This is a genomic window from Streptomyces sp. NPDC127129, assembly GCF_042671585.1.
Taxonomy (GTDB): domain Bacteria; phylum Actinomycetota; class Actinomycetes; order Streptomycetales; family Streptomycetaceae; genus Streptomyces.
In genome coordinates, this window is record NZ_JBHXTV010000002.1 from 473008 (window position 1) to 499512 (window position 26505).

Annotated in this window: 20 protein-coding genes; 13 read left to right on the forward strand and 7 right to left on the reverse strand. The window is 72.0% G+C overall.

Annotated elements, in window-relative coordinates:
* Positions 1-186: 186 nt before the first annotated feature.
* Positions 187-2208, reverse strand: coding sequence for a prolyl oligopeptidase family protein (locus ACFVGW_RS05380; protein ID WP_385850893.1), 2022 nt, complete (start codon positions 2206-2208; stop codon positions 187-189).
* A 349-nt stretch (positions 2209-2557) separates the two neighbouring features.
* Here ACFVGW_RS05380 and ACFVGW_RS05385 point away from each other — a divergent pair, with 349 nt between their 5' ends.
* The 4 genes from ACFVGW_RS05385 (at position 2558) to ACFVGW_RS05400 (ending at position 8864) form a co-directional block, all read left to right on the forward strand.
* Positions 2558-2809, forward strand: a complete 252-nt coding sequence (locus tag ACFVGW_RS05385) for a hypothetical protein (RefSeq protein WP_385850894.1) — start codon at positions 2558-2560, stop codon at positions 2807-2809.
* 97 nt (positions 2810-2906) lie between these two features.
* Complete coding sequence (locus tag ACFVGW_RS05390) at positions 2907-3713, forward strand: HlyD family efflux transporter periplasmic adaptor subunit (RefSeq protein ID WP_385850895.1); 807 nt, start codon at positions 2907-2909, stop codon at positions 3711-3713.
* Positions 3710-5974, forward strand: a complete 2265-nt coding sequence (locus ACFVGW_RS05395) for an NHLP family bacteriocin export ABC transporter peptidase/permease/ATPase subunit (protein WP_385850896.1) — start codon at positions 3710-3712, stop codon at positions 5972-5974. Before ACFVGW_RS05390 ends, ACFVGW_RS05395 begins: the two co-directional genes overlap by 4 nt.
* Position 5975: 1 nt before the next feature.
* A complete protein-coding gene (locus ACFVGW_RS05400; RefSeq protein WP_385850897.1) occupies positions 5976-8864 on the forward strand; it encodes an NHLP bacteriocin export ABC transporter permease/ATPase subunit in 2889 nt (962 codons plus the stop codon).
* 104 nt (positions 8865-8968) lie between these two features.
* Here ACFVGW_RS05400 and ACFVGW_RS05405 read toward each other — a convergent pair whose 3' ends face one another.
* Both ACFVGW_RS05405 and ACFVGW_RS05410 read right to left on the reverse strand, forming a co-directional pair.
* Positions 8969-10186 carry an MFS transporter gene (locus tag ACFVGW_RS05405; protein ID WP_385850898.1) on the reverse strand — a complete coding sequence of 406 codons (1218 nt, stop codon included), beginning with the start codon at positions 10184-10186 and terminating at the stop codon, positions 8969-8971.
* Positions 10183-11034 carry a DMT family transporter gene (locus ACFVGW_RS05410; protein WP_352188923.1) on the reverse strand — a complete coding sequence of 284 codons (852 nt, stop codon included), beginning with the start codon at positions 11032-11034 and terminating at the stop codon, positions 10183-10185. The genes ACFVGW_RS05405 and ACFVGW_RS05410 overlap by 4 nt, the downstream gene beginning before the upstream one ends.
* Before the next feature lie 151 nt (positions 11035-11185).
* Between ACFVGW_RS05410 and ACFVGW_RS05415 the strand changes: the two genes are divergently transcribed.
* The 3 genes from ACFVGW_RS05415 (at position 11186) to ACFVGW_RS05425 (ending at position 14085) form a co-directional block, all read left to right on the forward strand.
* Positions 11186-12283, forward strand: coding sequence for an AI-2E family transporter (locus ACFVGW_RS05415; protein WP_385850899.1), 1098 nt, complete (start codon positions 11186-11188; stop codon positions 12281-12283).
* Positions 12284-12287: 4 nt separating this feature from the next.
* Positions 12288-13094, forward strand: coding sequence for a hypothetical protein (locus tag ACFVGW_RS05420; protein WP_385850900.1), 807 nt, complete (start codon positions 12288-12290; stop codon positions 13092-13094).
* Between the two features lie 223 nt (positions 13095-13317).
* Entirely contained in the window at positions 13318-14085 is a 768-nt protein-coding gene (locus ACFVGW_RS05425; protein WP_385850901.1) for a dienelactone hydrolase family protein, read from the forward strand.
* On the opposite strand, the gene ACFVGW_RS05430 is transcribed toward ACFVGW_RS05425, so the two are convergent.
* Together ACFVGW_RS05430 and ACFVGW_RS05435 are read right to left on the reverse strand one after the other, a co-directional pair.
* Positions 14061-14933 carry an SMP-30/gluconolactonase/LRE family protein gene (locus ACFVGW_RS05430; RefSeq protein WP_385850902.1) on the reverse strand — a complete coding sequence of 291 codons (873 nt, stop codon included), beginning with the start codon at positions 14931-14933 and terminating at the stop codon, positions 14061-14063. The genes ACFVGW_RS05425 and ACFVGW_RS05430 overlap by 25 nt on opposite strands.
* Positions 14930-15700 (reverse strand): IclR family transcriptional regulator, encoded by a 771-nt coding sequence (locus ACFVGW_RS05435; RefSeq protein WP_383220550.1) that lies wholly within the window; start codon positions 15698-15700, stop codon positions 14930-14932. Before ACFVGW_RS05435 ends, ACFVGW_RS05430 begins: the two co-directional genes overlap by 4 nt.
* Before the next feature lie 201 nt (positions 15701-15901).
* Here ACFVGW_RS05435 and ACFVGW_RS05440 point away from each other — a divergent pair, with 201 nt between their 5' ends.
* The 6 genes from ACFVGW_RS05440 to mmsB all read left to right on the forward strand — a co-directional run bounded on the left by ACFVGW_RS05440 (position 15902) and on the right by mmsB (position 23164).
* Positions 15902-17068, forward strand: a complete 1167-nt coding sequence (locus ACFVGW_RS05440) for a mandelate racemase/muconate lactonizing enzyme family protein (RefSeq protein WP_385850903.1) — start codon at positions 15902-15904, stop codon at positions 17066-17068.
* Positions 17065-18093: a zinc-binding dehydrogenase gene (locus ACFVGW_RS05445; RefSeq protein WP_385850904.1), complete on the forward strand. Its 1029-nt coding sequence runs from the start codon at positions 17065-17067 to the stop codon at positions 18091-18093. Before ACFVGW_RS05440 ends, ACFVGW_RS05445 begins: the two co-directional genes overlap by 4 nt.
* Before the next feature lie 144 nt (positions 18094-18237).
* A complete protein-coding gene (locus tag ACFVGW_RS05450; RefSeq protein WP_385850905.1) occupies positions 18238-19224 on the forward strand; it encodes a hypothetical protein in 987 nt (328 codons plus the stop codon).
* A gap of 4 nt (positions 19225-19228) precedes the next feature.
* Positions 19229-20335 carry a multiple monosaccharide ABC transporter substrate-binding protein gene (chvE, locus tag ACFVGW_RS05455; protein ID WP_385850906.1) on the forward strand — a complete coding sequence of 369 codons (1107 nt, stop codon included), beginning with the start codon at positions 19229-19231 and terminating at the stop codon, positions 20333-20335.
* Between the two features lie 28 nt (positions 20336-20363).
* Positions 20364-21914, forward strand: a complete 1551-nt coding sequence (gene mmsA / locus ACFVGW_RS05460; RefSeq protein WP_385850907.1) for a multiple monosaccharide ABC transporter ATP-binding protein — start codon at positions 20364-20366, stop codon at positions 21912-21914.
* Positions 21911-23164 carry a multiple monosaccharide ABC transporter permease gene (mmsB, locus tag ACFVGW_RS05465; protein ID WP_383291948.1) on the forward strand — a complete coding sequence of 418 codons (1254 nt, stop codon included), beginning with the start codon at positions 21911-21913 and terminating at the stop codon, positions 23162-23164. The genes mmsA and mmsB overlap by 4 nt, the downstream gene beginning before the upstream one ends.
* A 141-nt stretch (positions 23165-23305) precedes the next feature.
* Here mmsB and ACFVGW_RS05470 read toward each other — a convergent pair whose 3' ends face one another.
* Positions 23306-24751, reverse strand: a complete 1446-nt coding sequence (locus ACFVGW_RS05470) for a glyceraldehyde-3-phosphate dehydrogenase (RefSeq protein WP_352188937.1) — start codon at positions 24749-24751, stop codon at positions 23306-23308.
* A 146-nt stretch (positions 24752-24897) separates the two neighbouring features.
* The gene (locus ACFVGW_RS05475) at positions 24898-26490 is read right to left on the reverse strand and encodes a molybdopterin-dependent oxidoreductase (RefSeq protein ID WP_385850908.1); all 1593 of its coding nucleotides are present in this window, start codon (positions 26488-26490) and stop codon (positions 24898-24900) included.
* Between the last annotated feature and the right edge of the window lie 15 nt (positions 26491-26505).

Sequence of the window (26505 nt, forward strand, 5' to 3'; positions counted from 1 at the left end):
CGGGCATGACCCTACCCCGCACCCGGGATTCCATGAAGGCTCGATTCAGCCCTCACCGCCCTGCCAGGGTTTTCCCTGGTCAGAGCAGTAATTTGGACGATGGGCCGAGAGTTTTATGGTGAGTTGACGACGAATACCGACCGTTCTGGCGCGAATGCGTCACAGGATGTGCGCCGGTTCTTCACTTCACGAGAGGTGCCGCCAGAGGAACGCATACATCAGGGCGTTGTTGTGGGCGGACTGTTCGTTGTCACTGGCGCCCGCGTGGCCCCCGCCGGTGTTCTCGTGGAGCAGGACCCGGTGCCCGAGTTCGCGCAGCCGGGCGGCGGTCTTCCGGGCGTGCCCGGGGTGGACGCGGTCGTCCCGGGTGGAGGTCATCAACAGGACCGGCGGGTAGACGCGGTCGGCGGCGAGCCGGTGGTAGGGGGACAGAGCGCGGAGATGGGGGCGGTCCGCCTCGACGTCCGGGTCGCCGTACTCGGCGATCCAGGACGCCCCCGCGAGCAGCCGGTGGTAGCGGAGCATGTCGAGCAGCGGCACCTGGGCCACGATCGCGCCGAAGAGTTCCGGGTACCGGGTGAGCATCGCGCCCATGAGCAGGCCGCCGTTGCTGCCGCCGGCGGCGCCGAGCATGGCCGGGGTGGTGATGCCCCGCGCGACCAGATCCCCGGCGACGGCCGCGAAGTCCTCGAAGGCCCGCGGCCGGTCGGCCCCGAGCGCGGCCCGGTGCCAGTCCGGTCCGTACTCCCCGCCGCCCCGGATGTTCGCGATCACGTACGTGCCGCCGCGCTCCAGCCAGCCCCGGCCCCGCACGGCACCGTAGGAGGGGGTGAGAGAGACCTCGAATCCGCCGTAGCCGTAGAGCAGCGTGGGGCCCGGGCCGGTGAGGGCCCGGTCGGGGCCGATCACGAAGTAGGGCACACGGGTGCCGTCCGGGGAGGCCGCGAAGAACTGCTCCACCGCCAGACCGGCCGTGTCGAAGCGCTCCGGGGCCCGCTTGAGGATCTCGGCCCCGGCGCCGATCCGGCCCTGGTAGAGGCTGGAGGGCTGCAGGAAGCCCGACACGTCGAGGAAGTACTCGTCGGAGACGTCCGGATCGGTGTCCACGACGGTGACGGCGGAGAGCGGCGGGACGTCGGTGAGCGGCTCGCGCGTCCAGCCGCCTCCCCCGGCGCTCGGAGTGAGGATCTCGATGCGGGTGCTGACGTCGCGCATCGTCTCCAGGAGCAGATGGTGCCGGGTCCAGGAGTGTCCGGCCAGAGCGGTCCGCTCGTCGGGGGTGAAGAGCACCTCCGCCGTACGGTCGCCCGCCAGGAAGGCGTCGAAGCCGAAGGCCAGCAGCGAGCCGGCCGGCTGCCCCAGCCACGCGGACCTCAGCGTGACGATCAGGTGCCGGCGATGGGCGTACGCCTCGGCGTCCTCGGGGACGTCGATCTTCACGAGGTCCCCGCCGGGGGTCAGGAGAAAGGTCTCACCGCGGTAGAAGTCGCTGGCGCGGCCGACGAAGTCGCGCTCGAATCCGGGTGTCGTGTCGCGCAGCCCCCAGGCCGACACGTCCGAGGACTCGGCCTCGAAGACCACGGCCGCCTCCTCCAGCGGCGTGCCCCGCCGCCACCGGCGTACGGTGCGCGGATAGCCGGAGTCGGTCAGCGAGCCGGGGCCGAGGTCGGTTCCGACGAAGACGGTGTCGGCGTCGATCCACCCGATCCGCGTCTTCGCCTCCGGCACCTCGAACCCTCCGGCGACGAAGGACCGGGTGGCGAGGTCGAACTCGCGGACCTCCACGGCGTCGCCTCCGTCGCGCGAGAGACACACCAGCGCCAGGTCGTCCTCGGGCCGGCGCACCCGGGCGCCCGCCCACACCCACGCGACACCCTCCGCCTCGGCGAGCGCGTCCAGGTCGAGCAGGACCTCCCACTCGGGCTCGTCCTTGCGGTACCGCTCGGGCGTCGTGCGCCGCCACACGCCCCGCACCCGCTCGGCGTCCCGCCAGTAGTTGTAGAGGTAGGCGCCGCGCCGGGTGGTGTACGGAATGCGGTCCGAGGCGTCCAGCGCGTCCCGCAGGCGCTGCTTGAGAGAGGCGAAGCCGTCGTCGGCTGCCAGTTCGGCCGCCGTCTCGGCGTTCCGCTCGGCCACCCACGCCAACGCGGCCTCACCCTCGACGTCTTCCAGCCACAGATACGGATCGTCATCGTTCACACACCGCATTGTGCAGCCGGTCCCCGCCCGTGCGCCTGCCGAAAACCTGCACATCGCGAGCGTGTTGGGGGCGGCCGCCTTCACGATTCCTCGACCGGGAGGTGACGGAAGGCGTCCGGAGGGCACCGTTCTGTCCGTTACATTCCCCCCGCGTCGGGGGGCTCCGGAATCTGTTACTCGTTCCTGCGAAGAAGGTGTCGGCATTCCGTGAATATGGGGTCACGGACGTCGCCTCAGGTACACAAACGTCCGCGGCGAGGCGTCAACTGAATTGGTCCGGTAACCCGTTCGCATGCTTTGATCGGCCCCCTGCGGCCGCAGAAACGGATTCCCCCCCAACAAATGAAGGGTGCGCATCATGCGTCACGACCTTGAGACGGTAGAGATCTCCGACGCCGACCTGGACGCCGTGTCCGGCGGTCTCGTCGCCGTCTCCGGTGGCCTCGCCGGCGCCGTGACCGGCGACGTCACGGGCCTGCTCGGCACCGTCGGTTCCCTCCAGACGGTCCAGGGTGTCGAGAGCCTGGCCACCGGCGTCCCCGGCCTGGCCCAGGGCATCACCGGCGTCTCGGTGAACACCGCCGGCATCACCGGTCTCGCCGGTCTCTGAGCCGAATATTGCCCGTGAACCCCGGAACCCTCACCGGTTCCGGGGTTCACGGGCGCCCCGTATCCGAACGAATCGAATGCGCTCGAGGGAATAGTCCGTGCAGTTCCGCCAGAAGGCGCTTTCCAAGCTGCAATCGCCCGAAGAACTCGATGTGCCGGTACGGTTCGCGCGCCCGCAGGGCCGCCTCGTGCTGGCCGTCACCGTCGTCGTGATCGCCGTCGCGGGCTACTGGGCCCTCACCGGCACGGTGGCGGCCAAGCTCAACGCACCCGGTGTCCTCACCCACGGCGAGGGCAGCTATCTGCTGCAGAGTCCGGTCGCCGGGCAGGTGACCGACGTCCTCGTCGAGGAGGGCCGGTCCGTCTCCCCCGGGACGCCGGTGCTGACCGTCCGTACGGACAAGGGCGACCGGCCCGTCCGAGCGGTGGCGGGCGGCCGGGTGACCACCCTCTTCGCCCGGATGGGCGCGGTCGTCACGACCGGAGCGGACGTGGCCACGGTGGAGCGCGTGACCGATCCGAAGGACCCGCTGGTGGCCGTGCTGTACCTCCCCGGCGAGGACGCCTCGACGATCCGGGCGGGCGCGCGGGTCGACCTCGGCGTCCAGTCGGTCCCCCGCGACCGCTACGGCGTCCTGCGCGGCCGCGTCGAGGCCGTGGGCCGCACTCCCCAGACACGGGAGCAGATCGGCGCCTTCCTCGGCGACAGCGGGCTCGCGGCGCAGCTCTCCCGGCAGGGCAACCCGGTCGCGGTGGTCGTGCGCCTCGACCGCTCCTCCGCCACACCCTCCGGCTACACCTGGTCCTCCACGGACGGCCCCCCGCACCCGGTCGACTCCGGTACGCCCGTCACGGGCTCCGTCCATCTCTCCGCGCAGCGCCCCGTCGACTGGCTGCTGCCGTGACCCCGACGCCGGAGTCCACCCGCGACCGGAGCCGCTCCCGTTCCCGCGCCTCGGCGCGCCGGCTGCCCCCCGCCCGGCGCCGTCGCGACCCCGTGCCCAAGGGCCGGCGGCCCCGTACCGTGCGCACCCCCACGGTGCTCCAGATGGAGGCGGTCGAGTGCGGCGCCGCCGCCCTGGCGATGGTGCTCGGTCACTACGGCCGCCATGTGGCGCTCGAAGAGCTGCGCATCGCCTGCGGCGTCTCGCGCGACGGCTCGCGGGCGAGCAACCTCCTGAAGGCGGCCCGCGGTTACGGCCTGCAGGCCAAGGGCATGCAGATGGACCTGGCCGCCCTCGCCGACGTGGCGGCCCCTGCCGTCCTGTTCTGGGAGTTCAACCACTACGTCGTCTACGACGGCATGGGGCGCCACTTCGGCCGCAGGGGCGTGTACATCAACGACCCGGGCAAGGGGCGCCGGTTCGTGCCCATGGACGAGTTCGACACGAGCTTCACGGGGATCGTGCTCACCTTCGAACCCGGACCGGGCTTCCGCCGCGGCGGCCGCAAGCCGGGCGTCATGGGCGCCCTGCCCGCCCGGCTGCGCGGCACGTCCGGGACGATGGCCGCGGCGGTGATCTCCAGCCTGCTGCTCGTCGTCGTCGGCGCCTGGGTGCCCGCGCTGAGCCGTACGTACATCGACATGTTCCTGATCGGGAACCAGACCTCGCTGCTGAGCGTGCTCTTCGCGGCGATGGCGACCGCCCTCGTCCTCACCGCGACCCTCACCGCGCTGCAGCAGGCCAACCTGCTCCGCGGGCGCATCATCGCCTCCACGCTGGGCAGCGCACGCTTCCTGAGGCATCTGCTCAGACTTCCGCTCACGTTCTACGCCCAGCGCAACCCGGCCGACCTCGTCCAGCGCCTGCAGTCCAACGACGCGGTCGCCGAGACCCTCGCCCGCGACCTGGCCGCCGCGGGCGTGGACGCCGTCGTGGTGCTCCTCTACGCCGTGCTCCTCTGGACGTACGACCCGCAGCTCACCGTCGTCGGCGTACTGATCGCGCTGCTGAACGTGCTCGCCATGCGGATCGTGATCCGGCTTCGGGCCACCGACACGCAGAAGCTGCGAGCCGAGAGCGCCCGGCTGACCAACACCTCGTACAGCGGTCTCCAGCTCATCGAGACGATGAAGGCGACCGGCGGCGAGAACGGCTTCTTCCGGCGCTGGGCCGGTCAGCACGCCACCACGCTCGACGTCCAGCAGAGGCTGGGTGTGCCCAGCGCCTGGCTGGCGGTCGTCGCGCCCACCCTGGCGGCCCTCAACAGCGCGCTGATCCTGATGATCGGCGGTCTTCGGGCGGTGGAGGGTCATCTCTCCGTCGGACTGCTCGTCGCCTTCCAGGCCCTGGTGACCAGCTTCACCGCGCCGATCACCCGGCTCAACGGCGTGGCGGGAAGGATCCAGGACTTCGCCGCCGACGTCGCCCGTCTGAAGGACGTCGAGAACTTCCCCGTCGATCCGGTCTACACGCGGCGCGAGCCGCCGGACCGCACCCGCCGTCTGACGGGCCATGTCGAGCTGGACGCCGTCACCTTCGGCTACAGCCCGCTGGATCCCCCGCTCCTGAAGGACTTCTCACTGACGGTGGGCCCCGGGCAGCAGGTCGCGCTGGTCGGCGGCTCCGGCAGCGGCAAGTCGACCGTCTCCCGGCTGATCTCGGGCCTCTACACCCCCTGGGAGGGTGCCATCCGGATCGACGGGATGCGGCTGGAGGACATCCCGCGCGGCGCCCTGGCCGCGTCCGTCTCCTTCGTCGACCAGGACGTCTTCCTCTTCGAGGGCACCGTCCGCGACAACATCGCCCTGTGGGACCCCTCCGTCCCCGACGAGGCCGTCGTCGCCGCCCTGCGGGACGCCGCCGTGTACGACGTGGTCGCGCGCCGTCCCGGTGGCATCCACAGCCGTGTCGAGCAGGACGGCCGCAACTTCTCCGGCGGTCAGCGCCAGCGTCTGGAGATCGCCCGGGCTCTGGTGCGCCGGCCCACCGTCATGGTCCTCGACGAGGTGACCAGTGCCCTGGACGCGGCGACCGAGCAGATCATCATCGACAACCTGCGGCGTCGCGGCTGTGCCTGTGTGGTCATCGCCCACCGGCTGAGCACGGTGCGCGACAGCGACGAGATCGTGGTCCTCGACCGGGGCACGGTCGTGGAGCGCGGCAGGCACGCACATCTGGTCGCCGCCGCAGGCGCGTACGCCGACCTGGTCAAGGAGCACTGAGGTGACGTTCCCTCACCAGCCCACGCACCCGGGCGTGGTCGTCGCGGATCCCGTCGTCGCGGCCCTCGGCGGCCTCGGCACGGCGGTCGACTGCACCGGTGCGCGCAGTGTCTCCCTCGAAGGACCGCACGTGGTGTGGCTCGTCGTCGAGGGCGCCATGGACCTGTTCGCCGTCGACGCCGCACAGCTCGGCCCCTGGCACTTCCTGGGCCGTCTCGAGGCGGGCGCGCTGCTGCTCGGACCGGTCGAGGGGCCCGAGCACACCCTGATCGGGCGGCCGTTGGAGGGGTGCCTGCTGCGTCGCGTGGAGCTGCGCGAGCTGTCGTACGCGGGCGGGCAGTGGTACGACGGACAGTGGTACGCCGACCCGGATCCGTACGCCGCGGCCGAGCCGCGGCTCAGCCCCCTCGAACACGCCTTCTCCCTCGGCATCGGACGTGGTCTGCGGGTGCTCTACCAGGCGCCGCTCGACGGCCGTCCGGGCAACGAGGCCGGCGGCGCGGACGACGACGTGCTCTGGATGCAGATCGCCCCCGGCAGCGTGCGCTACGGAGCGGCGTACGAGGGGTACGGCGACGACTCCGCCGGCACCCTCCTCGTCGACCCGGCGATGTGGCAGGGCATGGTCGACCAGCAGTTCCGGCTGTCGTACGCCCTGGACAGCTGGATCGAGGAGCTGGAGCGCGCCCACGAGGACCGTACGGCGGCCGGGATCGAGGCGGGCCGGGCCGCCCGGACCGAGGCCGACCAGACACTGCTCGCCTCCATCGGCCGTTCCGGCCCGGGCGGTTCGGGCTCCACCCGCCGGGGCTCGCGCGGGCGGGCGGGCGACGACGCGACGTACGCCGTCTGCCGTCTGGTGGCCGACGAGGCCCGGATCACGCTGGCCGGTCCGGCGGAGGCGATGGGCCTGCCGGGGCGTCTCGACGCCGTCGAACGGGTCGCGCTCGCCTCCCGGATCCGTACGCGTGTCGTACGGCTCGGCGGTCGCTGGTGGCGGGAGTACAGCGGGCCGCTGGTGGGGCGTCGCGAGGAGGACGCGAGCCCGGTCGCGCTGCTGTGGCGGCGTGGCGGGTACGAGGCCGTCGACCCCGCCACGGGTGAGCGGGAGCGCGTCGGCAGGGCCAACGCGGCGGCCTTCGAACCGCGCGCCGTGATGCTCTACCGTCCGCTGCCCGACCGGCCGTCGAGCCTGCCGGCGCTGGTCCGGTTCAGTCTGCTCGGCACCCGCGCGGAGCTGCGGACCCTGCTGCTGAGCGGGCTCGTCGCGGTCGGACTGGGCGCCCTGGTGCCCATCGCGACGGGCAAGGTGCTGGGCGAGTACGTGCCCCGGGCGGAGAACGGTCTCATCGTGCAGACGGCGCTGGCGATCGTCGCCACGAGCGTCGTCTCGGCCGCCTTCATGCTGCTGCAGAACATCTCCATCCTGCGGATGGAGGGCCGGATCGAGGCGACCCTCCAGCCCGCGGTCTGGGACCGGCTGCTCCGCCTGCCGACGCGGTTCTTCACGGGCCGCTCCACCGGTGAACTGGCCAGTGCGGCCATGGGCATCAGCGCCATCCGCCGGGTGCTGTCCGGCATCGGACCGGTCGTCGTCCAGGCAGGCACCGTCGGCACGGTGAACCTGGTCCTGCTGCTCGTCTACAGCGTGCCGCTGGCCCTCGCGGCCCTCGCGATGCTGCTGGTCGTCGCGGCCGTGTTCCTGGGCCTCGGGCTGTGGCAACTGCGGTACCAGCGGCAGCTGATCCGGATCGGCAACAAACTCAACAACCAGGCGTTCCAGACCCTGCGCGGACTGTCGAAGCTGCGCGTGGCGGCGGCCGAGAGCTTCGCGTACGCCGCCTGGGCGGGCGAGTTCGCCCGGACCCGTGAGCTCCAGCAGCGCGTCGGGCGGATCAAGAACGTCCTCACGGTGCTCGGCGCGGTCTGTCTGCCGCTGTGCACGCTCGTGATGTTCATGCTGCTCGCCGGTCCGGCCCGGGGATCCATGTCCGCGAGCCAGTTCCTCACCTTCAGCACGGCGGTGACGATGCTCCTGTCGTCGGTCACCCAGCTGACCGGCGCGCTGCTGTCGGCCGCCGCCGTGCAGCCGATGTTCGAGCAGGTCAGGCCGTTGCTCCGGGAGATGCCCGAGGTCCGCGGCTCCAGCGCCCAGCCGGGCGTGCTGAGCGGGGCGATCGAGGCGGAGAACCTGTCGTTCCGCTACTCCGACGACGGCCCGCCGGTGCTCGACGGTGTCGACTTCCAGGTGCGGCCAGGAGAGTTCGTGGCGATCGTGGGCGCCAGCGGCTGCGGCAAGTCGACGCTGCTGCGGCTGCTCATCGGTTTCGACGCGCCGACCTCCGGCGGCGTCCGTTACGACGGCCAGGACCTGGCGGCACTCGACCAGGCGGCCGTGCGCCGTCAGTGCGGCGTCGTGCTGCAGAACGCCCAGCCGTTCTCCGGCTCGATCCTCGAGTGCATCTGCGGCGCGGAGACGTTCCCCCTGGAGGACGTGTGGGCCGCCGCGGCGATGGCGGGACTGGCCGAGGACATCAAGGCCATGCCGATGGGTCTGCACACCATGCTCTCCGACGGCGGCGGCACCATCTCGGGCGGGCAGCGCCAGCGGCTGATGATCGCCCAGGCGCTGATCCGCCGCCCCCGGATCCTCTTCTTCGACGAGGCGACGAGCGCGCTCGACAACGAGGCGCAGCGGGTGGTCATCGAGTCGACGCGCGCGCTGAACGCGACGCGGGTCGTGATCGCCCACCGGCTGTCCACCATCATGGACGCCGACCGGGTGATCGCGATGGCGGACGGCCGGATCGTCCAGCAGGGATCGCCCGCGGAGCTGCTGGCGGACACGACCGGCCTCTTCCACGAACTGGTCCGCCGCCAGCTGAGCTGACCGGTCGGGCCCAACGCGGGACCCGGGGACAGGGCCGGGCCGGGGCCGTACCAGGACCGCGCCAGGGCCGGGGCAGCACGGGTCAGCACGGGGTCATCACCGGATCAGGGCTCCGCGTGGCGCATGGAGCGGGCCAGGTGGAGGCCGGTGGCTGTGGCGAGCAGCGTCACGCAGCCGGTGAAGATCAGTCCGGCGGTCTCGAGGCCGACCCACTCGGTCAGCGCGCCGACGCCGACGACCGGCAGGGAGATGCCGGCGTAGGCGACGACGAAGAACGAGGAGACCGTCGCCGCCCGGTGCGCGGGCGGGGCCGCCTCGCCGACGGCGATCAGCCCGGCGCGGAAGGCGAGCCCCTGTCCGATCCCTCCGCAGACCGCTCCGGCCTCCAGGAGCGGCAGCACCTCCACCCGGAGGGACGCTCCGACGAGGAGGAGTCCGGCCACCAGCACGAGACAGCCGAGGGGCAGGGCGACGCGTACGGCCATCTTGGACGTCCACGACTGCCCCACGGTCGAGGCGAGGAACACCGAGAAGACCACGAGGCCCGAGACGGCCAGATTGGTGATCCCGAGCGTCTGCGAGACGAAGCTCGGTGCCACCGCGGTGAAGAGGCCGAGGAGGGAGAATCCCGCGAAGGCGGCGAGCGCCGAGGGGGTGAAGACGCTGCGGACCTCGGCCGGTACGTACAGGCCCTGCGGCCTCGGCCGGGTCCACAGCTGCGGCTCCGCGACCGTCTCCGGCAGGAGCAGCACGATGAGGCAGCCCACGGCGACCATGGCGAGGTGGGCCAGGAACGGCAGCTCCAGCGGTCTCGGGGCGTACTCCGCGAGGAAGCCGGAGATCAGCGGTCCGCAGCCGAGGCCGCCCATGTTCGCGGCGGTCGCGGCGAACCCCGCGCGGGACTTCCGGCCCGGCCGTGCCAGCTCCAGGACGGTGACCGTCCCCGCCCCGCTCAGCAGCCCGGCCGAGAAGCCGGACAGCAGCCGCCCGGCGAACAGATAGGGCAGCCCGTCCTCGAGGAGGAAGCAGACCGCGCTCGCCGCGGCCAGACCCAGCGCGGTCCAGAGCACGGGGCGACGCCCCACCGTGTCGGAGTGGTTGCCGACGAGCAGGAGGGTGGCGATGACGCCCACGGCGTAGCTCGCGAAGATCACCGTCACCATCAGCTCGGAGAAGCCGAGCTCCTCGCGGTACAGCCCGTAGAGCGGCGTGGGCAGTGTCGTACCGGCCATGCCGATGGCGAAGACCACGGCCGCCGCCACATAGCCGAGGTGCCGGTCGCGGCGGGAGGCGCTGCGGGACGGAGCGGACGCGTGGCTCATCCCGAGACCCCGGCCCGTGCGAGGGCGAAGACGCCGAAGACGATCAGGCCCACGCCCAGCAGCTCCGGCACCAGCCACCATCCCATGCGTACGTCCTCCTCGTAGATGAGGATGCCCAGCATCAGGCTCACCGTCGCGTCGCCCAGGGTCAGCGCGGGCTGGGAGGCGACCAGCGGCCCGCCCTGCATGGCGTGTTCGAGCAGCAGGAGCGCCGCGATGCCGGCGACGCAGAAGGCGTACGTCTGCCAGGCCGTCAGGAAGCCCGTCAGGCCGTCCTCGTCCAGGATGTGCATGGAGGTCTTCATCAGGCCCGCGGTGAGCGCGTAGCAGATCGCCGTGGCCGCCCCGAGACACCCGGCGCGGGCGCGGCCGGGCGGCCGGCGCAGTCCGGCGAAGGCCAGGGCCACCACGGCCGCGGCGCACACCACGAGCGCCGGGACCCAGCGGTCCAGCGGCACGTGCGTGCGGTTGCCGTCCGGCGAGGCCGCCATGAGCGCCACACCGAGGCCCGCCACCACCGCGGCCACGGCCAGCCACTGCGCCGACGGCAGCCGCTCGCGTGACATCAGTGAGGCGATCAGCAGCGCGAGCGGCAGCTCCAGGACGAAGAGCGGCTGCACGAGCGACAGCGGGCCCGTGGCCAGGGCCGCCGCCTGCCCGACACCGGCGACGATGACCGCGAGGATGCCGGCGAGCCAGAGCGGGCGCTTCAGGAGATCGAGGATCAGACCGGGCCGGAACGAGTCGGTCTGACGGACGGTGAGCGCGGCACGGCGCTGCAGCACCGTGGCGAGCGCGTTGCTGAACGCGGCGCAGAACGCGAAGAGGACCGGCAGGACGACGCCCATCCTCCGATCCTCACCGGCCCCGGTCGGCCGCCCGGCGCCGACACCGGCCCCGGCCCCGGGTTCACCCTGTACGCGCCCCTCCTGAGCCCGGTCGGCCGAATACCGGGCCTCTGGCGTGGCCCGCGCGGCCCAGGGTGGTACGTCGTTGGCCATGCAGCAAGGCACTCCGCCGCAGGTGATCCCGTTCCTCCGCACCGCCGCCGCGTACGCGTGGCGGCTGCTCGTCGTCGGGGCGCTGATCTACAGCCTCTTCGCCGTCCTCGGGCGTTTCCACGAGATCGGGGTGGCCGTGTTCCTGGGTCTGGTGGTCACCGCGCTGCTGCGCCCGGTGGCCGACCTGGTGGCCAAGGGGCTGCCCCGGCCGCTGGCGGTGACCGTCACGATCCTCGGCAGCATCGCGCTGGTCCTGGGGATCCTCGCGCTGGTCGGCGAGGCGGTGGAGCAGGACCGGACCACCCTGGTGCGCGAGTTCCGGGAGGGCGTCACCCGGATCGAGGACTGGCTGGAGCGGCCGCCGTTCCGGCTGAACCCGGAGGCGCTCTCGGACGTCCAGGGCAGGATCGGCCAGTTCCTCTCCAGCCATCGCTCGACGCTGATCAGCGAGGCGATGAGCGGTGCGCACCGGCTGGTGGAGGTCCTGACCACCCTGGCCCTCGCGCTGTTCTGCTCGGTCTTCTTCATCCACTCGGGTGACCGGCAGTGGGCGTGGCTGAGGGAGCAGCTGCCCGGGTCGGTGCGCGTGCGCATGGACATCGCCGGCCGGGCGGGCTGGCGTACGTTCACCGGCTACACCCACGGCATCGTGCTGGTGGCCGCCGTGAACGCGGTCCTCGTCGGTCTCGCCCTCTGGCTGCTCGGCGTTCCGCTGGCCGTCCCGCTGGCGCTGCTGGAGTTCGCGGCCGCCTTCATCCCGCTGATCGGCTCCCCGATCGCGCTGGCGGTCGCCGCCGTCGTGGCGCTCGCCTCGCAGGGCCCCTGGGTGGCGGCGATCGTCATCGCCCTGATCGTGATCATCGGGCAGATCGAGGGACATCTGCTGCATCCGATCGTGATGAGCTGGGCCGTACGGCTGCACCCCCTGGTGGTGGCGATCTCGGTGATCGCGGGGGCGATCGCCGCGGGTGTCGTGGGAGCGGTGGTGGCGGTGCCGCTGGTGTCGGTGGTCTGGTCGGTCTACACGGAGCTGCGGGACGCCCGCGAGGCCGCCGAGGGCGAGCCCGGGGCGGCGGCCCCGGCCGTGCGGGAGTGAGGGCATGGACGTCGAGCAGGTCTTCGATGAGCTGTACGGGGTGGCACCGGACGAGTTCGTGGCGGCCCGTGACGCGCGGACGGCCGAGGCGCGGAGGTCCGGGGACGCGGCCGGCGCGAAGCGGATCGCCGCGCTGCGCCGCCCCACGCTGGCCGCCTGGGCCTCGAACCGGTTCGTACGGGAACGGCCCGAGGACGTCCGGCGGCTGCTCGCGCTCGGCGAGACGCTCCGCGAGGCCACCCGGCTGCTGGACGCGGCGAGGATGCGCGAGGCGGCGGGCGTGCAGAACAAGGTGATCGCCGCGGAGGTCCGACAGACCGCGGCGGTCGCCGAGGAGGCGGGCCATCCGCTGAGCGCCTCGGTCCGCCAGGAGGTCGAGCAGCTCTTCCGCGCGGTGCTCGCCGACCCCGGCATCGCGGCGGAGTGGTCGTCGGGCCGTCTGGTGAGACCCCCTCAGGCCCCGGTCGGCTTCGGCGCGATCGTCCCCGAGACCCTCCCGCCCCGCCCCGACCCCGCCGTCGCCCGTGCCGCGGACGACGAGGCGGCGGCGGAGCAGGAGGCCCGGAAGGCGGCGGAAGAGGCCGCGGAGGCGGCGGTCGCCGAAGCGCGCCGCAGGGACGAGGACCTGCGGGCGGCGGAGGCCCGCGCGACCGAGGCGGACGAGCAGGTGGCCGCACTCGAAGAGCGGCTGCGGGACGCGAAGTCGGCCCAGAGGACGGCCCGCAAGGCGGTGAAGGAGGCGGCGACGACGGCCCGCAGGGCACACCGCGAGGCGGCCGGCGCGGAGGGGGACGTACCCAGGCACCGATGACTCCGCCACCGCCGACGACGTCCGGTGGAGGTGCCGGAGGGCACGCTGCCGGTGTACCGGGGGGAGCGGACCGCCGAGCACCACCGGTGCCCGGTCCGCAAGCGGGGCGGGGTTTGTGACGGTTCTCGTGAGTCCTCACCGCATTTCGGTGGGATACCCGTGTGTTCCGCCAGTGGCAGAACACCAGCCGGACCGGGCTCGACGATCACTACAGTCCAGTGTCATGACGACAATGACGACGCGTACGGTCGAGTATCCGGCCGACGGCTTGACGATGATCGGGCACCTCGCGCTCCCGGCCGGTGTCGGCCGCCGGCCCGCGGTGCTGCTCGGACCAGAGGGCACGGGGCTCAGCGACGTCGAGCGCCGCCGGGCCGATGCTCTCGCCGAACTGGGATATGTGGCGCTGGCCTTCGACCTTCACGGCGGGCGCTATCTGGACGACCCCGAGGAGATGCTGGCCCGTTGCCTGCCGCTGCTCGCCGATCCCGACCGGATGCGGGGCATCGGCCATGCGGCGCTCGACGTGTTGCGCAGCGAACCGCGGACCGATCCCGACCGGATCGCCGCCGTCGGCTACGGCACCGGGGGCGCCATCGGGCTGGAACTCGGGCGCGACGGCGTCGGCCTGCGCGCGATCGGGACGGTCAACGCAGTGACTACGGGCCGACCGGGCGAGTCGGCGCGCATTCGCTGCCCGGTGTGGGCCGGAGTCGGGTCGGAGGACCCGATCATGGCGCCCGCGCAACGGAACGCGTTCACCGCCGAGATGCAGGCCGCGGGCGTCGACTGGCGCCTCACGGTCTACGGCGGAGCCTTGCACGCCTTCCACCACCCACCGGTCGACCACCCCACGGTCCCCGGCGTCGGCCACCACCCACGGCACGCGGAGCGAGCCTGGCGCGACGTCGTCGACCTGCTCGCCGAGTGCCTGCCCGTGACGGAGGATCTGGGGCATGACCCAGGTCAGCACGCCGGCGCCGGGCACTGACAGCCTCCGAAGGCGGTGCCCGGCAGGCCGTGGCCCGCGTTGCGGAGGACCAGGAGCGAGCCGGCCGACGGGTGGGCGTGCGGGGCGCCGGTGCGGGCCGTGGTGATGTACAGGTCGCGGAGGTCGGCGCCCCCGAAGGCGCAGGCCGTGGGGCGCGCCACGGGGAGGGGGACGACCCGGTCCAGGTCGCCGCGCGGCGTGTAGCGGCGGAGGCGGGCGCCGTCCCACAGGGCGACCCAGACGCAGCCGTCCGCGTCGACCGTGAGCCCGTCGGGGTAGCCCGCGCCGGGCTCTACGGTCACGAACGGGCGCCGGTGCGTGGCGAGATCGGCTCCGGTGGGGCAGACGTCGATGCGGCGCGTGGGGCTGTCGACGTAGTACATGAGGGAGCCGTCCGGGCTCCAGCCGATGCCGTTGCTGACCGTCACCCCGGAGAGCGCCTCGTGCGCGGCACCGTCGGGGGCGAGGCGCACCAGGTTGCCGCCGCCGGGCGCCTCGTCGTACCGCATGGTGCCCGCCCACAGCGCCCCGTCCGGGGCCACGGCGGCGTCGTTGCCACGCCGCCCGGGCACGGGGTCGCGCAGGAGCCAGCTGAAGGCGCCCTCGGCGTCGTAACGCCCTATGCCGTCGCGGAGGTTGACCACGAGCCCGCCGTCCGCGCACGGCTTCGCCGCGCCGACGTGCTGCTCGGTGGCCATGACGGTGCGCCGGCCGGTCGCCGGCGCGTAGGTGTGGACGCGCGAGCCGAGGATGTCGACCCAGATCAGCCGCCCGGTGGTCGCGTCCCAGGTGGGGCCCTCGCCGAGGGCCGCCTCGGCGCGGACCGCGATCGCGAGGTCCTGGCTCATCGCGTGCCGCGGTGGCCGAGTCGTACGGAGAGGTCGGCGGCGCCCTTGGCGGCCAGTTCGGCGAGCTCCCGTTCGCGGTCCTCGCTCCAGCGGATCACGGGGACGGAGACGGAGAGCGCCGCGACGACCCGACCGGAGCTGTCGCGGACGGGTGCGGCGACGCAGCTCACGTCGGGGTTGGACTCCTGGTGCTCGACGGCGACGCCCCGCTCCCGGATCTCGGCGAGGGCGGCGCGCAGGGCGTCGTGGCCCGTGACGCTGTTCGGCGTCATCGCGACCAGCTCGCGCCCGTCGATGCGGCTCTCCAGCTCGGCCGGCGGCAGCGAGGCGAGCAGCATCTTGCCGACGGCGGTGCAGTGCGCGGGGAGCCTGCGGCCCGCGGCGGAGACCATGCGGACCGCGTGGGTGGAGTCCACCTTGGCGACGTAGATGACGTCGGTGTCCTCCAGGAGCGCCACATGGACGGTCTCGTCGCAGATCGCGGCGACCTCGCAGGCCACCTGCCGGCCCTCGGCGGCGAGATCGAGCTGCTCCGCGTACCGGCTGCCGAGCTGGTACGTGCGGACACCGAGGCGGTAGCGTCCCGGCTGGTCGGGTACGGGCACGAGATAGTTGCGGGCCGCCAGCGTGGTGAGCAGTTCGTGCACCGTGGTGCGCGGGAGGCCGAGCCTGCGGACGACGTCCGGGGCGGCGAGCGTCTCGTCGCCCGTCAGGAACAGCTCCAGTATGTCCAGCGCTCTGCCCACCGCGGGCACCTGTCGTCCCATCGCCGCTCCCCCTCATCCCTCATGTCCGGCCGTGTTCGGTATTCCGGCCGATGACCGGTATCGCGAACACAGGCTAACCACAGGCCTCTTCGTCCGGCAACGGCCGCGCGATCCGTTGACACGTACCCGACCAGCCCCTACGGTCACGCCTACATTTCGAACGTGTGACGAAATTTCGAACGAGACCGAGGGGCAACTGCCGTGCGGATCACGGGAATCAGCACTCATGTCGTCGGAACTCCCTGGCGCAACCTCACCTATGTGCTCGTCCACACCGACGAGGGACTGACGGGCGTGGGCGAGACCCGCATGCTCGGCCACACCGACGCACTGCTCGGCTACCTCCGCGAGGCGGAGGCCAACCACATCGCCGGCTCGGACCCGTTCGCGATCGAGGACCTGGTCCGCCGGATGAAGTACGGGGACTTCGGACGGGCGGGCGAGATCGTGATGTCGGGCATCGCGGTGATCGAGACGGCCTGCTGGGACATCAAGGGCAAGGCGCTCGGGGTGCCGGTCTGGCAGCTGCTCGGCGGCAAGGTGACCGACCGGGTCAAGGCGTACGCCAACGGCTGGTACACCACCGAGCGCACCCCGGAGGCGTACCACAAGGCCGCTCGCGCGGTGATCGAGCGGGGCTACCGGGCCCTGAAGATCGACCCGTTCGGCACCGGGCACCTCGAACTGTCGCACCAGGACACGCTGTACGCGGTCTCGCTGATCGAGGCGGTGCGGGACGCCATCGGGCCGGACGCCGAACTGATGCTGGAGATGCACGGGCGCTTCTCGCCGGCCACGGCGATCGGGCTGGCCCGGGAGATGGCGCCGTTCCGCCCGGCCTGGCTGGAGGAGCCGGTCCCGCCGGAGAACCTGAAGGCGCTGGAGAAGGTGGCGGCCAAGGTGGACCTCCCGATCGCGACGGGTGAACGGATCCACGACCGGATCGAGTTCCGTGAGCTCTTCGAGAGCCAGGCCGCCGACATCATCCAGCCGGACGTCGGCCACCTCGGCGGCATCTGGGAGACCCGGAAGCTGGCCGCGACCGCCGAGACGCACTACATGATGGTCGCCCCGCACAACGTGGGCGGCCCGGTGCTCACCGCCGCCTCCCTCCAGGTCGGCTTCACCACACCGAACTTCAAGATCCTTGAGCACTTCAACGACTTCGCGGACGCGGAGATCAAGAAGGTGGTCAAGGGCGCGCCCCAGGTGGTGGACGGCTACTTCCAGCGCTCGGACGCGCCGGGCCTCGGCGTCGAGCTCGACACGGACGCGGCGGCCGAGTTCCCGCAGCAGCAGGCCCGCTTCGACCTGTGGGCGGACGGCTGGGAGCGGCGCGCCCCCGCGACGCGGGGCGGCGGGGCGTGAGCCGCGCCCCGGCCGGACCCGGCCTCGCGGTCGTCGTCGACGCACCGGGACGGCACCGGCTGGCCCCGCACGAGCCGCGCCCGCCAGGCCCCGGGGAGGCGCTGGTACGGGTGTACGCGAGCGGCGTCTGCGGCAGCGACCGCGAGGTGTACCGGGGCACTCGGCCCGAGGGGTTCGTGCGGTATCCCCTCACGCCCGGACACGAGTGGTCGGGGACGGTGGCCGAGGTCGGCGAGGGCGTTCCGGAGGACCTCGTCGGCAGGAAGACGGTCGGCGAGGGGTTCCGCTCGTGCCAGGTGTGCGAACGTTGTCATACGGGCGACGTCACGCTCTGCACGGCCGGGTACGACGAGACCGGCTTCACCCGGCCGGGCGCGATGGCGCCCACGCTGACGCTTCCGGCCCGGCTCCTGCACACGCTCCCCGGCGACGCCGATCTGACGGCCGCGGCCCTGCTGGAGCCGGCCGCCTGTGTCGCGGCCGCGACGCTCGCGGCGGCGCCACGGCCCGGTGAACGTGTCGCCGTGGTCGGCGCGGGGACTCTGGGGCTGATCGCCGTCCAGCTGCTGGCGGCCTCGTCGCCCGCCGAACTGTGCGTCGTGGAACCGCGGCGCGAACGGGCCGCACTGGCGCGGGAGTTCGGGGCGACCTCTGTCCTCCCGACGGCCGGGAGGACGGAGGAGGGCCGGTGCGATCTGGTCCTGGAGGCCGCGGGCGCCCCCGGCTCCGCCCGTACCGCTGCCGGCCTCGCCCGCAGGGGCGGCCGGGTCGTCCTCACGGGCATCCCTGCCCCAGGGGCGGACGGTCTCGATCCCGCGGAGCTGGTCACCCGCCGGCTGACCCTGCACACGGTCTTCGGCGCGCCGCCCGCCGCCTGGGCCCATGCCGTACGCGCCTTCGGGGCGGGCCTGCTCGACCTCGCCGCGCTGGTGACGCACGAACTGCCGCTCGGGGCGTTCCCGCAGGCGATGGAGCTGGTGGGCTCCGGTGACCCCAAGGTCGGGAAGGTGCTGCTACGGCCCTGACGCCCGGCAGGCCCCGCGACCGCTTCGCACCGAACGCCGCCCCGGGCGGACCCCTGCCCCCGGTCCTGCCCCCGGTCCCGTACCGACCCACCCGTACCTCTGCTTCCGAACCATGTCCGACATACCGAACACGGAGGAACGCTCGTGACCGACGCTCCGCCTTCCCCGCCCCACCGGCCCGGCGAACACGCCCTCTCCGTCCTCGGGCTCGGCTCCCCCGCCCTCTCCCCCGCCGACACCTCCCCGCACTCCTTCCCGGACGGCGGCACCTGGCGGACCGAGGTGCCTTCCGTGGAGGGGCCCGAGGCGCTGGAGGCGGTCCTGGAGGAGTCCGCGCGGCTGGACGTGCCGGTCCACCGGGTCAGCCAGGGCAGCGGCGTCTGGATGCTGACGGACGACGAGATCACCGCCATGGTCCGGGCGGCCGCCGAACGCTCCGTCGAACTCTGCCTCTTCACCGGCCCCCGCGGCACCTGGGACATCGGCGGCTCGGTCCGCAGCGACTCCCGGGGCGGAGGCCTGCGCGCCCGTGGCCACGACGCGGTCGCCGGCTGCGTGGAGGACGCCGTCCGCGCCACCGGGCTGGGCGTCCGATGCCTGCTCGTGGCCGACGAGGGCGTGCTGTGGACGCTGCACCGGGCCCGGTGCCACGGCGTGATCCCCGCCGGCACCACGCTGAAGGTCTCCGCTCTGATCGGCCCCGTGAACCCCGCCGCGTACGCCGTGCACGAGCGTCTGGGCGCCGACTCGGTGAACGTGCCGAGCGATCTGCCGCTCGCCCATCTCACCGAGATCCGGCGGGTGAGCGCCGCGCCGATGGACATGTACATCGAGGCGCCCGACGACCTGGGCGGCTACGTCCGGATGTACGAGGTCGCCGAGCTGATCCGCCGGGGCGCCCCGCTCTACCTCAAGTTCGGTCTGTCGAAGGCGCCTTCCCTCTATCCCTCCGGTCTGCATCTGCGCGAGACGGTGCTCGCCACCGCCCGCGAGCGGGTCCGCCGTGGCCGGCTCGCCCTCGATCTGCTGGCCCGGCACGGCGCGGACGGCGGGATGTCCCCGCTGGGCTCGCGGCTGCCCGGCCCGCTGAACCGCTTCCCCGACCCGATCCACCACACCGACAAGGACTGATGCCATGCGTATCCGCAGTGCCGCCCCCGCCACCGTCCTCGCGACCGCCCTCGCCGTCGTCCTCTCCGCCTGCGGCCAGAGCGGCGCGGGCGGCGCCAAGGAGGAGAAGGGCGCCGAGGAGCTGACCGTGGGCATCGCGATGCCCACCAAGTCCTCCGAGCGCTGGATCGCCGACGGCAGGAACATGGTGAGCAGCCTGGAGAAGTACGGGTACAAGACCTCCCTCCAGTACGGCGAGGACGACCCGGACCAGCAGGTCTCGCAGATCGAGAACATGATCACCCAGGGCGTCGACGCCCTCGTCGTCGCGGCCATCGACGGCCGGGCCCTCGCCAACGTGCTCCAGCAGGCGGCGGACGCGAAGATCCCGGTCATCTCCTACGACCGGCTCATCCTCGGCTCGCCGAACGTCGACTACTACGCCTCCTTCGACAACGAGAAGGTCGGCGAGCTCCAGGGCGGCTACCTCGTCGAGAGGCTGGGCCTGAAGGACGGCGGCAAGAAGGGCCCGTTCAACATCGAGCTGTTCGCCGGCTCGAACGACGACAACAACACCCGCTACTTCTTCCAGGGCGCCATGAACGTCCTCCAGCCGTACATCGACAGGAAGCAGCTGGTCGTCAGGTCCGGTCAGACCAGGCTCAACCAGGTGACGACACTGCGCTGGGACGGCGGCCAGGCCCAGAAGCGCATGGACGACCTGCTCACCTCCTCGTACGCGAAGGAGCGGGTGGACGCGGTCCTCTCGCCGTACGACGGCATCTCCATCGGCATCCTGTCCGCCCTCAAGTCCGACGACTACGGCGGCGCGGGCAAGCCCCTGCCCGTCGTGACGGGGCAGGACGCCGAGGTCGCCTCCGTGAAGTCGATCATCGCGGGCGAGCAGACGCAGACCGTGTACAAGGACACGCGCGAACTGGCGAAGGTCGCCGCGCAGATGGTCAACGCGCTCTTCGAGGGCAAGAAGCCGGAGGTCAACGACACCACGACGTACGACAACGAGAAGAAGGTCGTCCCGGCCTTCCTGCTCGACCCGGTGAACGTCGACAGGAGCAACTACCGCTCCGTGCTGGTCGATTCCGGCTACATCAAGGCGAGCGACCTCAACTAGACCGCGACCGGAGAGGAGAGGGTGTGCCATGGCGGGACCCGTCCTGGACATGCGCTCGATCATCAAGACGTTTCCCGGCGTGACGGCACTGTCGGACGTCTCCCTGACCGTCCGGGCGGGCGAGGTCCACGCCATCTGCGGGGAGAACGGAGCGGGCAAGTCGACGCTGATGAAGGTCCTCAGCGGCGTTCATCCGCACGGGAGTTACGAGGGGGAGGTGCTCTTCCAGGGTGAGCCGTGCCGGTTCCGGGACATCGGGGCGAGCGAGAAGCGCGGCATCGTCATCATCCACCAGGAGCTGGCGCTGGTGCCGTACCTCTCCCTCGCGGAGAACATCTTCCTCGGCAACGAGCACGCCGGCCGCGGCGTGATCAGCTGGGACCGGACCCTGCGCCACGCGGCGGAGCTCCTGCGCCGCGTGGGTCTGGACGAGCATCCGCAGACCCGCGTCGCGGACATCGGTGTCGGCAAGCAGCAGCTGGTGGAGATCGCCAAGGCGCTCGCCAAGGAGGTGAAGCTGCTGATCCTCGACGAGCCGACGGCCGCGCTGAACGACGAGGACAGCGGCAAACTCCTCTCTCTCATCGAGGAGTTGAAGGGTCAGGGCATCACGTCGATCATCATCTCGCACAAGCTCAACGAGATCGCCCGGGTGGCGGACTCGGTGACGATCCTGCGGGACGGCCGGTCGATCGAGACCCTCGACGTGAGGGCGCCGGAGACCACCGAGGACCGGATCATCCGGGGCATGGTGGGCCGCGATCTGGACCACCGGTTCCCCGAGCGCACCCCGCACGAGCCGGAGCGGGGCGCGGCGCCCGCCCTGGAGATCCGGGACTGGACCGTGCACCATCCGATCGACCGGCACCGCAAGGTCGTCGACGGTGTCTCGCTCACCGTCCGGCGCGGCGAGATCGTCGGGGTCGCCGGCCTGATGGGGGCGGGCCGAACCGAGCTGGCGATGAACGTGTTCGGGCGCAGCTACGGGCGGTACGGCGGCGGCACGGTCCTCAAGGACGGCGTGGAGATCCGTACCCGTACGGTCCCCGAGGCGGTCGGGCACGGCATCGCGTACGTCACCGAGGACCGCAAGCACTACGGCCTCAACCTGATCGACACGATCAACCGGAACGTCTCGCTGAGCGCCCTGTCCAAGGTCGCCCGGCGCGGCTTCGTCGACGAGCACGAGGAGACCCGGGTCTCCGAGGGCTTCCGCCGGTCGATGAACATCAAGGCGCCGACGGTCTTCGAGCCCGTCGGCCGGCTCTCCGGGGGCAACCAGCAGAAGGTCGTCCTCAGCAAGTGGATCTTCGCGGGCCCCGACGTCCTGATCCTGGACGAGCCGACCCGCGGGATCGACGTGGGCGCCAAGTACGAGATCTACACGGTCATCGACCGGCTGGCCGCCGAGGGCAGGGCCGTCCTCTTCATCTCCTCGGAACTCCCCGAGCTGCTCGGCATGTGCGACCGCGTCTACACCATGGCGGCGGGCCGGCTCACAGGCGAGGTGTCCCGTGCCGAGGCGACCCAGGAGCTGCTGATGCGGCACATGACGAAGGACAGGAGGGAACACGCATGAGCACCGATCTCACGGCCGGGACCCAGGCCGACGGCACCGGGAAGGCGCCGGACGGCCCACCGGCGGAGGGCCGTCCCGGCGTCGGCCGGCTGATCCTCGACGGACTGCGCGGGAACATGCGGCAGTACGGCATGCTGATCGCCCTCGGGCTGATCGTGGCCCTGTTCGCGGTCTGGACGGGCGGCGACCTGCTGCTGCCGCGCAACGTCTCCAATCTGGTCCTGCAGAACAGCTACATCCTGATCCTGGCGATCGGGATGATGATCGTCATCATCTCGGGCCACATCGACCTCTCGGTGGGCTCGCTCACCGCCTTCGTCGGCGCGGTGGCGGCCGTGCTGATGGTGGAGCACCGGATGGCGTGGCCGCTGGCGGTGGTGCTCGTGCTGCTGCTCGGCGCGGCGGCGGGGGCCATGCAGGGGTTCTTCATCGCGTATCTGGGCATCCCGTCGTTCATCGTCACCCTGGCCGGGATGCTCCTGTTCCGCGGTCTCACCGAGATCTTCCTCAAGGGCCAGACGATCGGGCCGTTCCCCGACGGGCTGCAGACGGTCTCCAACGGCTTCCTGCCGGAGGTGGGGCCGAGCACCGACTACCACAATCTGACCCTGCTGCTGGGTCTGGCCCTCATGGTCTTCGTCGTGTGGCAGGAGGTGCGGGACCGCCGCCGTCAGCGGGAGTACGCCCTGGAGGTCGCGCCCGTCGGGCTGTTCGCCGTGAAGCTGGGGGCGCTGGTCGCCACGGTCCTGGTCTTCACGCTCCTGCTCGCCAGCTACAAGGGGGCGCCGGTCGTGCTGCTGATCCTGGCGGCGCTCCTGGTCGGCTTCGGGTACGTCATGCGCAACGCCGTCGTGGGACGCCATGTGTACGCGATCGGCGGTAATCTGCCGGCCGCCAAGCTGTCGGGGGTACGGGACCGGAAGGTCACCTTCCTGGTCTTCCTGAACATGGGGGTGCTCGCGGCGCTCGCCGGGCTGGTGTTCGCCGCCCGGTTCAACGCCGCCTCGCCCAAGGCGGGCATCAACTTCGAACTGGAGGCGATCGCCGCCTCGTTCATCGGCGGCGCGTCGATGAGCGGCGGTGTGGGCACGGTCCTCGGCGCCATCGTCGGCGGCCTGGTCCTCGGCGTGCTCAACAACGGCATGAACCTCGTCGGGATCGGTACGGACTGGCAGCAGGTGATCAAGGGCCTGGTGCTGCTCGCCGCGGTCGGGTTCGACGTGTGGAACAAGCGCAGGGTGGGTTCCTGAGCCGGAGGCCGCGGGCCGCGCCGACGGCTGCGCCGGCGTACGACACCGGCGGCCGCCTCCGACGCCGTGAGAAGGGCCGAGGCCCCTGCCGGGAAACGGCAGGGGCCTCGGCCTTCGCGCGTGCGCGCCGGTGCGTCCGGATCAGACCGCCGGGGCGGGGTACGTCGGGTACTCGACGCCGGAGACGTGCTGGACGACGCGGATGACCTGGCACGAGTAGCCGAACTCGTTGTCGTACCAGAGGTAGAGGATCGCGTTGTCGCCGTCGACCTTCGTCGCGCCCGCGTCGACGATCGAGGCGTGGCGCGAGCCGACGAAGTCCATGGAGACGGCGTCGGGCGCGGTGGTGAAGTCGATCTGGCGCTTCAGCGGCGAGTGCAGCGAGACGTCGCGGAGGTGGTCGAGGACCTCCTCGCGGGTGGTCTCGCGGCCCAGGCGCAGGCTGAGGATGGCGATCGAGACGTCCGGGACGGGGACGCGGATCGAGCTGCCGGTGATCGGCGCCTTGAGGTCCGGCAGCGCCTTGGCGACGGCGGAGGCGGCACCGGTCTCGGTGATGACCATGTTCAGCGGCGCGGAGCGGCCACGACGGTCGGCCTTGTGGTAGTTGTCCAGCAGGTTCTGGTCGTTCGTGAACGAGTGGACGGTCTCCACGTGACCGCGCAGCACACCGTACTCGTCGTCCATGGCCTTCAGCGGCGGGACGATCGCGTTGGTGGTGCAGGAGGCGCAGGAGAGGATCTGCTCGTCCGGCTTGATCGTGTCGTGGTTGACGCCGTGGACGATGTTCGGGACGTCGCCCTTGCCCGGAGCCGTCAGGACGACCTTGTCGATGCCGGGGCGCAGGTGCTTGGAGAGGCCCTCGCGGTCCCGCCACTTGCCCGTGTTGTCGATGAGGATGGCGTCCTTGATGCCGTGCGCCGTGTAGTCGACCTCGGACGGGTCGTTGGCGTAGATCACCTTGATCGTGTTGCCGTTGGCGATGATCGTGCTGTTCGCCTCGTCCACGGTGATGGTGCCCTGGAACTGGCCGTGGATCGAGTCGCGCCGCAGCAGCGAGGCGCGCTTGACGATGTCCTGGTCACCACCCTGACGGACGACGATGGCGCGCAGACGCAGACCGTTGCCGGAGCCGGCCTTCTCGATCAGCAGGCGGGCGACGAGGCGGCCGATGCGGCCGAAGCCGTAGAGGACGACGTCGCGGCCGTCACGGCGCTCGATCTTGTTGTCCCCGGTGGCACCGGAGACCGCGGAGGCGGTGAACTCCTCCACCGACAGACCCCGGTCGTCGCTCTTGTAGGCCTCGGCGAGCAGCGCGATGTCGATCTGCGACGGGCCGAGGTCGAGCGTGGTGAGCGCCTGCAGGAACGGCAGGGTCTCGGTGACCGAGAGCTCCTCGCCGGCGATCTGGCGGGCGAAGCGGTGCGTCTTGAGGATGCTGACAACCGACTTGTTCACCAAGGATCGGCTGTGGACCAGGACCGTGACGTCCCGCTCCCGGTGCAACTTCCCGATGATCGGGATCATCGACTCCGCGATCTCCTCGCGGTTCTTCCAGCTGGTGAACGAGTCGTCATTGACAGTCACGAGTTCATCTTTCGAGCTAGGTGGTGCTCATATGCTAACCCGTCGAACTTTTGATCTTTCCCGGGGGTCCTTCCCCCGGGCCTCTCCGGGCTCTCCCCGGGCCCCCTCCCGACCCTCCCCCGGGCTCCGTCCGGGACTGGCCCGGCTCAGGACTCCTCGACGGTCACGACGACCGAGTGCCACCCTTCGGCCCCGTCCGGCATGGTGTCGGTGGGCTCCTCGGGCTGGGTCGCGCCGGTGCCGTCGGTGGCCCGGACCGTGAGGGTGTGACGGCCGGGAGCGGCCCGCCAGGGATGCACCCACTGGCGCCAGGTGTCCAGGCCGTTCGCCGCGCCGAGCCGGGCCGCCTCCCAGGGCCCGTCGTCGACCCTCACCTCCACACGCCCGATGCCGCGGTGCTGGGCCCAGGCCACCCCGGCGATCATGACCGTGCCCGCGGCGGGCCGGGCGAGCGGGCGTGGGGTGTCGATCCGGGACTGGGTCTTGACCGGTGCCTGCGCCGCCCAGCCGCGGGGGACCCAGTAGGCGTCGTAGGCGTCGAAGGTGGTCAGCTCGACGGACTCGATCCACTTGCAGGCGGAGACGTAGCCGTAGAGCCCCGGGACGATCATGCGGACCGGGAAGCCGTGCTCCAGGGGCAGGGGCACACCGTTCATGCCGAAGGCGAGCAGGGCGTCCCGGCCGTCCATCACGGTCTCGACGGGGGTGCCGATGGTCATGCCGTCGACGGAACGGGCCACGAGCTGGTCGGCCGGTCCGCCTTCGGAGGGCGGGCGCACCCCCGCCTCGCGGAGCAGGTCGGAGAGGCGTACGCCGAGCCAGCGGGCGTTGCCCACGAGGTCTCCGCCGACCTCGTTGGAGACGCAGGCGAGGGTGATGTCCCGCTCCACGACCGTGCGCGACATCAGCTCCGGGAGCGTGAGGGAGAGCTCACGGCTCACGCCGGTCCCGTGGATCCGCAGGCGCCAGTCGTCGGCGTCGACCTTGGGGACGACGAGCGCGGTGTCGATCCGGTAGAAGTCCCTGTTGGGGGTGATGAAGGGGCCGATGCCCGGGACGTCGAGCTGGGCCCCGGGAGGCACGGCCGGCGCGGGCGAGGCGGGCCGGGGCAGTCGCAGGGCGTCGCGGGACGCCGTGGCGCTCTCGCCCGCGACGGAGCCCGAGGCCCGGCCGAGCGCGGCGGCGCCGGTCGCCGCGAGGCCCGTGGCCGCGGCGACGACGAGGAAGCTCCTGCGGTCCGCCCGGGCGGCCCCGTCCGGCAGCTCCCCGGTGCCCGGGGCGAGGAGCCTGCCGATGAGGACGTACAGCAGGAGGGCTCCGGCCGCCGCCCCGAGGAGCGAGGGCAGGACGTCGAGGGCGGAGTCGGAGTCGGGCCTGCTCACGGCCGCGAGGGCGCCGACGACACCGAAGCCGAGGACACCGGCGGCCGCGGCCCGGCGGCGGCGCAGCGCGAGCACCCCCAGCGCGGCGGCGATCAGGGCGAGGACGAGCAGGATGCCCAGCAGGAGGACGGCCTTGTCGCTCTGGCCGAAGGTACGGATCGCCCACTGTTCGACCGCGGTCGGGGTCCGGTCGACGACGGCGTCGCCGACGGCCGTGACCGGGCCCGCCTCATGGCGGACCCAGCCGGCGAGGAGGTCGGCGACGGCCAGGGCGACATAGCCGGAGAGGACCCCGCCGAGCGCGGCGAGCAGCCGGTCCGTGCGGGTCGGCGGCCGGAGAGGGCGGGTGGCGTTCATGCGTCCCAGCATCGA

Excerpts from the sequence above, each read along its gene's own strand:
- ACFVGW_RS05425 (WP_385850901.1), top strand. The coding sequence starts at position 13,318 with ATGACGACAATGACGACGCGTACGGTCGAGTATCCGGCCGACGGCTTG.
- mmsB (WP_383291948.1), top strand. The coding sequence starts at position 21,911 with ATGAGCACCGATCTCACGGCCGGGACCCAGGCCGACGGCACCGGGAAG.
- ACFVGW_RS05405 (WP_385850898.1), bottom strand. The coding sequence starts at position 10,186 with ATGAGCCACGCGTCCGCTCCGTCCCGCAGCGCCTCCCGCCGCGACCGG.
- ACFVGW_RS05430 (WP_385850902.1), bottom strand. The coding sequence starts at position 14,933 with ATGAGCCAGGACCTCGCGATCGCGGTCCGCGCCGAGGCGGCCCTCGGC.
- ACFVGW_RS05420 (WP_385850900.1), top strand. The coding sequence starts at position 12,288 with ATGGACGTCGAGCAGGTCTTCGATGAGCTGTACGGGGTGGCACCGGAC.
- ACFVGW_RS05380 (WP_385850893.1), bottom strand. The coding sequence starts at position 2,208 with ATGCGGTGTGTGAACGATGACGATCCGTATCTGTGGCTGGAAGACGTC.
- ACFVGW_RS05385 (WP_385850894.1), top strand. The coding sequence starts at position 2,558 with ATGCGTCACGACCTTGAGACGGTAGAGATCTCCGACGCCGACCTGGAC.
- ACFVGW_RS05475 (WP_385850908.1), bottom strand. The coding sequence starts at position 26,490 with ATGAACGCCACCCGCCCTCTCCGGCCGCCGACCCGCACGGACCGGCTG.
- ACFVGW_RS05410 (WP_352188923.1), bottom strand. The coding sequence starts at position 11,034 with ATGGGCGTCGTCCTGCCGGTCCTCTTCGCGTTCTGCGCCGCGTTCAGC.
- chvE (WP_385850906.1), top strand. The coding sequence starts at position 19,229 with ATGCGTATCCGCAGTGCCGCCCCCGCCACCGTCCTCGCGACCGCCCTC.
- ACFVGW_RS05415 (WP_385850899.1), top strand. The coding sequence starts at position 11,186 with ATGCAGCAAGGCACTCCGCCGCAGGTGATCCCGTTCCTCCGCACCGCC.
- ACFVGW_RS05435 (WP_383220550.1), bottom strand. The coding sequence starts at position 15,700 with ATGGGACGACAGGTGCCCGCGGTGGGCAGAGCGCTGGACATACTGGAG.
- mmsA (WP_385850907.1), top strand. The coding sequence starts at position 20,364 with ATGGCGGGACCCGTCCTGGACATGCGCTCGATCATCAAGACGTTTCCC.